This is a genomic window from Oscillospiraceae bacterium (assembly GCA_009780275.1).
Taxonomy (GTDB): Bacteria; Bacillota; Clostridia; order Oscillospirales; family UBA929; genus WRAI01.
Genome location: WRAI01000028.1, coordinates 22,904 through 30,756 on the forward strand (window position 1 = coordinate 22,904; position 7,853 = coordinate 30,756).

Sequence of the window (7,853 nt, forward strand, 5' to 3'; positions counted from 1 at the left end):
TTTCGCGACTTATTCTCCCTGTTCGAGAGATAAGCGCTCGCGTTATGGCAGCATTCTCACCATCGCGGTAATCATTTGCTGTGTCGGGAAAACATAGAATGGGCGGAATAAGTACCCCAGCGTCGGGATATTTTCCGGACTCACCGTGTTACCCATGATGCCGATAGAATACATAAAGTTTGTATTGGGTCGCCCCCATGTGCTTGGAATGGTATGCTGATCGTCAAACGGCGCGTCGGGCGCGTCAGTTATATCATAACCCAATGCATCTGCCAGCCGCGTCAGCATAGCTGCCGCTTCTACGCGATTGAGTGTCCGATCCGGGTGGAAACCGAAAACGCCGTTTACCTCACCGCCTCGTATAATGCCCAACTGCGCCAATGCCAAGGCATAGGGGTCAGTCGTATCGGGGAATTCAACATCATATAGCGTGCCGCCATTCGCCGCGAAATCTTTGATAAATTCGTCAATGCTCATGCCGCTGTACACTTCGAGGAAACGTACGCCCAGATCAGCGATATAATGACGCGGAATGCCGTCTTGGAAGCGCGTACCGGCAAAGACAGCTTCGCTGATCAAGCCATGTGTGTATGCCGTGCTGACATAGGGAATGGCCCAAGAATTGGGGCGGTTGTTCGCTGTCAGCCAAAAGTAACCGGCAATAATTTGTGTGGGGCGAATCGCCCACCATAAATTTTGGTCACCAAGTTGTCCCGACCAATTTGCGCCCCACGCGTAGAGGCCGCGTTGACTACTGACCGCCAGCGAATGCCAGCCGCCAGCCGCGATGGCAATAGCATTTGTCTTGACTTGTACTGGGCGGTTGCGCTCGTTATCGAATGTGCCGTCACCGATTTGACCGTCCCAGTTGTTGCCCCACGCCCAAACTGCGCCGTTGCTGCCCAATGCCATAGAATGCCAGTCACCGGCCGAAATCACTGTAGCATTTTGCATAATACGCACGGGCCGGTTTCGGTTTTGCCATGTACCGTCACCGACTTGGCCGTCCCAGTTGCCACCCCATGCGTAGACATTGCCGCCCATAGTAAGTGCCAGCGTATGCCCGTTGCCGCCGGAGGCGGCGGCGACAGTACTCATCACATGCACCGGCGTAGCACGGAAATTAAACGTGCCATCACCGAGCTGACCTGACCCGTTTGCGCCCCATGCCCACAGACGGCCACGGTTGTCAATGGCCAGCGAATGCTCTCTGCCAGCTGCCACTTGCGTTACACCGGACAAGCCTGCCACTTGCACAGGTATATTGCTGCCGCTATTTGGCGGGGTTGGCACTGGCGGCGGCGATTCCGGCGCATCGCCGACAGGTGTGCATACTGCGCGACGCGACATTGCGTCAGCACGCGCGGTATCTGCCGAATATCGAGATTGTTCTATACCTATCCTGCTGCCGCGTGGCCGCGAAATGAATAGGCTTACTTCGCTTGCCGCAGCCATAGCCCACGGCTCATTCCAATCGCTCTGCTCATCACCCCATTGCCAGACATTTCCGTCGGCTGTGACTGCCAGCGAATGGTGCTGACCCGCCGCGATACTGATGACGTTTTCCATGATTTTGACTGGCGTGCCACGCCAGTCAAATGTGCCGTCACCGAGCTGACCGCGCCAGTTGCCACCCCATGCCCAAAGCACGCCGTCAGTATCAAGAATCAGCGTATGCGACTGTCCCAGCGCGACATCAGCAACACTGTCCATAACAGGTCTAGGACGACCGCCGCTCATTGAACCCCACTGCCACAACGTACCGTGCGAGTCGATACCTGCTGATTGACCACCGAATGCCTCTACATGAACAAAGGAAGTCGGCGGGATATATTCGGCCACCGTAACAATACCGGCAGTTGCTGTGACTTCCACAAAATTGTATCCGCCGCTGCCGTCTTCAACGGCAGCAAAAGTAGCGTTGATCGTCACTGTCGTATCGCCTAGTGCCGCGCCGTCACGCACGCGGAATATAGCCATGGCAAGCTCGCCCGTGCCTGTTGCGACTGAAACGCCGAAATCCGGATCGATGAGGCCGGTTGCAAAGAAACTCGCGATATTGCCCCAGCCGCCGCCGACCAGTCCAAGCGACCAGTTCCAGCCGTCTATTTCGTCTAACTCAAGTACATCGCTGTCGTAATCGACCTCAAGCGCTAACATGGTCAAGCCGTCGTTAGCATCAACGATAATAGGCACGCCAATCCAATCGCCTTGACTTGCCGTAACGTCACCGACACGCAGCTCGGCGTTCGTCATCGCCGCGCCAGCAGGCATATATGTACCAAGCGGAATATTTTCGCCTTGTATGTAGCGCAGCAGGTACAGGAAGTCGAGCCAATCCACCACGCCATCAGCATTGACATCCGCGGCAAAGAGATCAACGGACGCAAGCATGCCGAGGAGATAAGCCTGCAACAACATCAAGTCGTCCTCATTCACCACGCCATCACCATTGATGTCGCCGGGACGGGTAAATACGATGTTGACAAAGACACGCTCATCAAGCATCGTGAAAGTAAAGGTATAATTGTCAATGACCGTGCCGGCGGGCAGCTGCGAGCCACTTTCACTCAGCCGCTGATTGACGCCCGGCGTTGTTGTGATGACAACAATATCACCTTCGCCCACGCCAAACGGATCACCGTCCCACGGTGCGCCGTTAACCGTTATGTTAAACGGTGCGCCGACAACATTAACAAAGAGCGATGTGCCATCGTCATCATATGGTCCGAGAATTCTAAATTCACGGAAAGTCACGTCGTCGCGCACGGCAAAGACACGAATGGCAGCCAAATTAAACTGTTCGCCAGTGAAAGGATTGTACGGGTTAGGACCGCCGCACATATTAGCAAATAGCTCTTCGAGCGTAATCGAGCCGCGGTATGTACCGGCAAAAATATCTCCGCTCTCCCAATCTACGTTCTGTTCACCCACAAGGGCACGGGCAATGTTATATGTTTCAGCTCCAAACATGCCTTGGTGTGTTAGAACGATGTTAGCTCCTGAGTGTACAGTGAAGTCAAAATACAAGCGCGTATGCGGCGTAAGCGCACGCGGGAAAGCAATTGGCGTAATAAATTGATAGGTCGCGCTCGGCCAGCCGCCGCCTTCACGATTGGCAAAGGTAAAACGGTCACCCGTATTGGTAATCGCACCCAGGTCAACACCACCGCCCTCCAGCGGCATCCAGTTGGCGGGCAACGTGTTAAACATATCAAAATACACTGGCAAATTAGCTTCGCCCGCTATGAATACGGGTGTAACCGTTGTATTTCCTGCCAGCATGACTTGCACCTCGCCGTTGCGATCAGCGGGCAATGCCGACACATTTCCACCGTTATTGACGACAAAGTGTGACAGCTGGAAACCGGCATTGGGCACCGCGCCGAATGTCTGCGTCATGCCCGTAAAGTATGTTCCCGTCCAACTTGCAGCATTTTGTACGCCTTGTGTTTCAGGACCAATGAGCATACCGTTGACTGTCGCACGGCCTTGTGTTGTGTTGGCCATTGTTATCACTTGTACGGGTGCGCCTAGGTTGAGTGTGTCTTGCATAAAATCGAGCATATACACCTTACGGTTTTCACCGAATTCACGCAAACCTGCCACATTGTTTCGCCACTCGGGCATGGAATTAACACGACTCCAACGGTGAATTTGCTCAGACATAACATTCTCAATGCGCGCTTCGGCTTGATCAACCATCGCCAAGAAAGGCTCGACGTCAAAATGCGTGTTCATCAAGTCGTTCATGCGGTTGATGAAGCGATTACGGAAATCTTGGTTGGTCATCAACTGACGAAACATACGTGTGCTTCGCTCAGTTGTGCCCCAGTGCAAGCCCTCATATTCATAATAATGTATCAAGCGGCTAATCGGATTTTGCCAATAGTCGAGGCTGAATGAAAAGCCCGAGGTGCTATCGAGATCAACTAACATCCAACGCCAACGGCCGTCAAGTATGGTTTGATCGGCGTTGGCAGTGTTGCGTCCGGTGTCAAAATAACGCCAAATACGCACGTTGTTGGCTGGCCAGTCGATGTTGCCCCAGTACATTTGTGTAATATAGAGGTCGATGAAGCTGTCAATGCACATTTGCTGCTGGATGTACTGGTAATTTCGATTGCTGATGCCACCGCCAAAGTGATTGTTGGCAAAAAACTCTTCCAATTGGCGGAAATCGGCAAGGTCTTGATCACGCCCATCGCTAAGCGACCAGCCGCCAACTTCAAATTCGAGGTGCGCCACGTCGTTATGATGCACACCGAAATGCGCAGCTAAGTAGCGATTGTCATAGCGTTCGCGGATATTGTAAACGCCCCAAAACTCACCGTTGATAAAGACAACACTGGGGCGATAGGCTTGGATTCGGAAGTTCAAGCCCTGTGCCAGTTGTTGCAATCCGGCATCGCGGAACATAGTGCCCGGGCCCTCATTGCCGGCATTGCGGAGAATGAGGCGACGGAAGTACTCTACGTTATTGCCACGACTGTCGATAGCCGCGCCTTGGAATAGGTCATATTGAAAGGCTTGCAAGCCGCCTCTGTCATTCCGTGCATACAGGCGCAACGATTTCTGCGGCACACGGCGTGAGCCGCCGCCGTGGATGCGTACGCCGATGTCGCTGGAGATGATGCGGTCAAAGCTTCCATTTTCAACTTCGAACCATTCCATGTGTACGGGACGCTCATTTTCAGCACCACGCCATTCCCAGTTGGGCTCAATTTGCCCGGGCTGATAGCCGCGATTAGGGCCGCCGCGAACGTAGATGCCACGCTCATCGCTGAAAAAATCGTCATAATCAACGGTCAATGAAATAATAGGCAGCCCGTCATAGCGTTCGAGAATGTCGGGCATAACGAAAAAGCTGTGTGTCGTAATAGAACCGTGTGCCGTCGATAGCGGCGTGCCGTCGGCATTGAAGGCGCGCGCACGCACGATTGTGGCCTTGGCAACAGGTGTTTTCGGCGGGATAAAGTGCTCATCAGTATAGACAAGGAAACAGCCCAGTCTTGCCGCTGGAATGGCCGACAAGAAGTTGGTCTCAGGCGTACGATCGGTAAGGGTGCGCGGTGCATGAGGATCGTGCAGAAACGAGCCCGGCATATTCGGCACTGGGTCGCCACCGTTAAGCGTGTACCAAATCTGCGCACCGGCTGCGTCGACTGTCATCACCGGCGCAACAGGGGTTGCATACATACCGCCGGGAATAGAAAAATTGACTTCCGTTGCCGATAGAGGCGTGAAATCTACTGCTTGCTGGTCGTCCACTGACGCGTCCTCTGCAAATGATTCGGCAGGCTGCGCCACCGCACCGAGGCTTGTCAAGACAAAGAGTAATGCCAAAATGACCGAGAAAGTGCGTTTCATAACGAGTTCCTCCTACTATTTTTACCGTGACAGATTGCATACATTGTACCTTATCATCGCCATATATGTCAATGAAATCTTTATGTTGCACACCCGTCCTATTTATGATACAATTGAGCAGCCCAAAGTATCGGATAAATTTTACAAATTTTTTGGAGGAATCTTTTCTATGAAAAACTGGGACATTGGCGTTATTCTAGGCATTGACGCCGACTTGAACGAAGCTGCTAAAGACATTCGCGAATTAGATCTAAAAACCTGCCAACTCAACTGTTGGGATGTGACAAAGTACACCAAAGAAAACGCCGACATTGCAAAAAAAGCGCTCGGCGACATTCGCATTTCCAGTATTTGGGCTGGCTGGCCGGGCCCTGTGGCATGGGACTTTTGGACAGCACCGTTGGTTGATGGACTTGTGCCGCCGGAATACCGCGCCATCCGCATCGACGCGCTAAAAAAAGCCGCCGACTTCGCCAAAATGCTGGGCGTGACCGACATTACCACCCACGTTGGCTTTATCCCCGAGAATCCCGCCGACGCCGAGTACATCAAGATTGTCGCCGCCATCCGTGAGGTGGCAGTGCATTGTAAGAACTTGGGCATTTTCTTCAACTTTGAAACAGGACAGGAAACGCCCATTACGCTCAAACGCTGTATCGCCGACATCGGCACTGACAACTTGGGCATCAACCTCGACCCTGCCAACTTGTTGATGTATGGCAAGGCCAACCCCGTCGACTCAGTACAAATTTTCGGCGAATATGTGCGCAGCCTGCATATCAAAGACGGCGAGTATCCGACAAACGGTATGCAGTTGGGCAACGAAACGGCTGTCGGCGAAGGACAAGTCGATTTCAAAGCACTGCTGAGCAAACTCGACGCCGTAGGATTTGACGGAACGCTGATTATTGAGCGTGAAATTGAGGGTGCGCAACAGAAAGCCGATATTATTAAGGCGCGGGATATTATCCGCGGTTTGCTGGCGGCAATGTAACCTGCAATCATTATGGACGAGAAAGCCCCCGTGTGAACGGGGATTTTTTCGTTGTGCAGATAATGCCAACTAAGCAGTTTTTTCAGAATAACAAAAATGACGATTTTTCGACAAGAAAAAATAGAGATGTAAAAATATTTTACCTAAACCGATAATCAATATCTACAATCTCACCAACAATATTTCCATCGTCATCATAGATAAATTGGATTTGGCTAATGTCTGTATTGTATGTCAGAATATAATACACGCCGCTACCATCAAGCCAAAAAGAAATACTCTCATACTCGCCACGTACACCACTTTGTCTGTAAAGGTAAGCATTTCGATAAATTACATTTAGCAGATAAGCACCATTTCGCCAATCGGGTGTGTGCTCGGGTTCATTGTCAGGCACATAAGAAGTCCCCTTGATGAGCGCAGTATTTCCACCGAGGCTACTATGTTCTCTGGTTACTTCAATCATTCTACCGGTGGTTAAGTTTTCTGCCGCAAGGCTTACCTTACCTTCAGACACTGAAACCGTGATTCTTACATCATCACGGGGGATAAACGATCCATCCACATAATCAGAGCGGACAATAACGCCATGATCCTCAAAATCGCCAAGTCGGCCTGAAAATACACGCCATTCGCCATCACGCGACCAACCGTGAAAAATACCAACATCGTACGTAAAAAACTCATTCTGCACGGCAAAGAAAATATAGGCATTAAATCCGCGCCCGGGTATATCCGAATCATATGCCTTGCGTAGCCGTGCTTGACTTAGCTCGACGACAAACGACGCTCGGTTAAAACGCTCCCCAGAAAAAGGTACTTTGTATGTGTAGCCACCACTATTAGGCTCTCGCATCCAAAAATCAAGCTCTCAAAATGCATGGCCTCACCCGTGCGGTCATGAGAAACAACAAACGACATACTATCGCGCCTTTGAAGTGTGTCATCAACGGTTAAGCCTTCTTCAAATGTATAATGCACAATAGCTTGTACAGATTCGCCGTCACGCTCAACCGTGACAATATAGTCTGTATCCGCATCTAATGCACTGCTGGTAATCGTACTATCTGCCGTTTCACGAAATACCCTGCCGCTTGCACCGGAAATCTCAATACTCGTTGTTGCCTCACCGTAATCATAAGGTTTAATAATCAACTGCCATGTACCGTCTATATGAGCCAATGGCGTTAATCTGCTCGTGTACAGTATTTCACCATCTGATACGACATTTTGCAATCGTTCTTCAAAACGCTCTTGTGCAGACATACCACAGGCGGCCAAGAATAGTAATGCTATGATGAACGACAGAAAGATAGCTTTTCGCATCTGAATCACCTCTCATCATTGGTTAGAGTAAAGGACGCGGTTTACCGAAGCGGGAAGATTCGCACAAAACTACTCTAACTCTCAAACCCGCTAAATAACTAACAAAATCAAAAGACGATGTATAAAGATAACAAGAGTTAGAGGCTAACAAAATAGCAAACAA

4 protein-coding genes are annotated in these 7,853 nt (G+C 51.0%); 1 reads left to right on the plus strand and 3 read right to left on the minus strand.

Annotation, left to right across the window (positions count from 1 at the left end; all coding sequences use genetic code 11):
- Window positions 1-42: 42 nt before the first annotated feature.
- Window positions 43-5,370: a CotH kinase family protein gene (locus FWE06_08505; GenBank protein MCL2547209.1), complete on the minus strand. Its 5,328-nt coding sequence runs from the start codon at window positions 5,368-5,370 to the stop codon at window positions 43-45.
- 169 nt (window positions 5,371-5,539) lie between these two features.
- Here FWE06_08505 and FWE06_08510 point away from each other — a divergent pair, with 169 nt between their 5' ends.
- A complete protein-coding gene (locus tag FWE06_08510) occupies window positions 5,540-6,364 on the plus strand; it encodes a sugar phosphate isomerase/epimerase (GenBank protein ID MCL2547210.1) in 825 nt (274 codons plus the stop codon).
- A 139-nt stretch (window positions 6,365-6,503) separates the two neighbouring features.
- Here the strand turns inward: FWE06_08510 and FWE06_08515 are convergent, their stop codons facing one another.
- Window positions 6,504-7,220, minus strand: a complete 717-nt coding sequence (locus FWE06_08515) for a hypothetical protein (protein ID MCL2547211.1) — start codon at window positions 7,218-7,220, stop codon at window positions 6,504-6,506.
- Window positions 7,133-7,690 (minus strand): hypothetical protein, encoded by a 558-nt coding sequence (locus FWE06_08520; GenBank protein MCL2547212.1) that lies wholly within the window; start codon window positions 7,688-7,690, stop codon window positions 7,133-7,135. Before FWE06_08520 ends, FWE06_08515 begins: the two co-directional genes overlap by 88 nt.
- Window positions 7,691-7,853 lie beyond the last annotated feature (163 nt).

What these genes read in the sequence shown, in the direction of transcription:
- FWE06_08505 (MCL2547209.1), bottom strand. Translation starts at nt 5,370, where the DNA reads ATGAAACGCACTTTCTCGGTCATTTTGGCATTACTCTTTGTCTTGACA.
- FWE06_08510 (MCL2547210.1), top strand. Translation starts at nt 5,540, where the DNA reads ATGAAAAACTGGGACATTGGCGTTATTCTAGGCATTGACGCCGACTTG.
- FWE06_08515 (MCL2547211.1), bottom strand. Translation starts at nt 7,220, where the DNA reads ATGCGAGAGCCTAATAGTGGTGGCTACACATACAAAGTACCTTTTTCT.
- FWE06_08520 (MCL2547212.1), bottom strand. Translation starts at nt 7,690, where the DNA reads ATGCGAAAAGCTATCTTTCTGTCGTTCATCATAGCATTACTATTCTTG.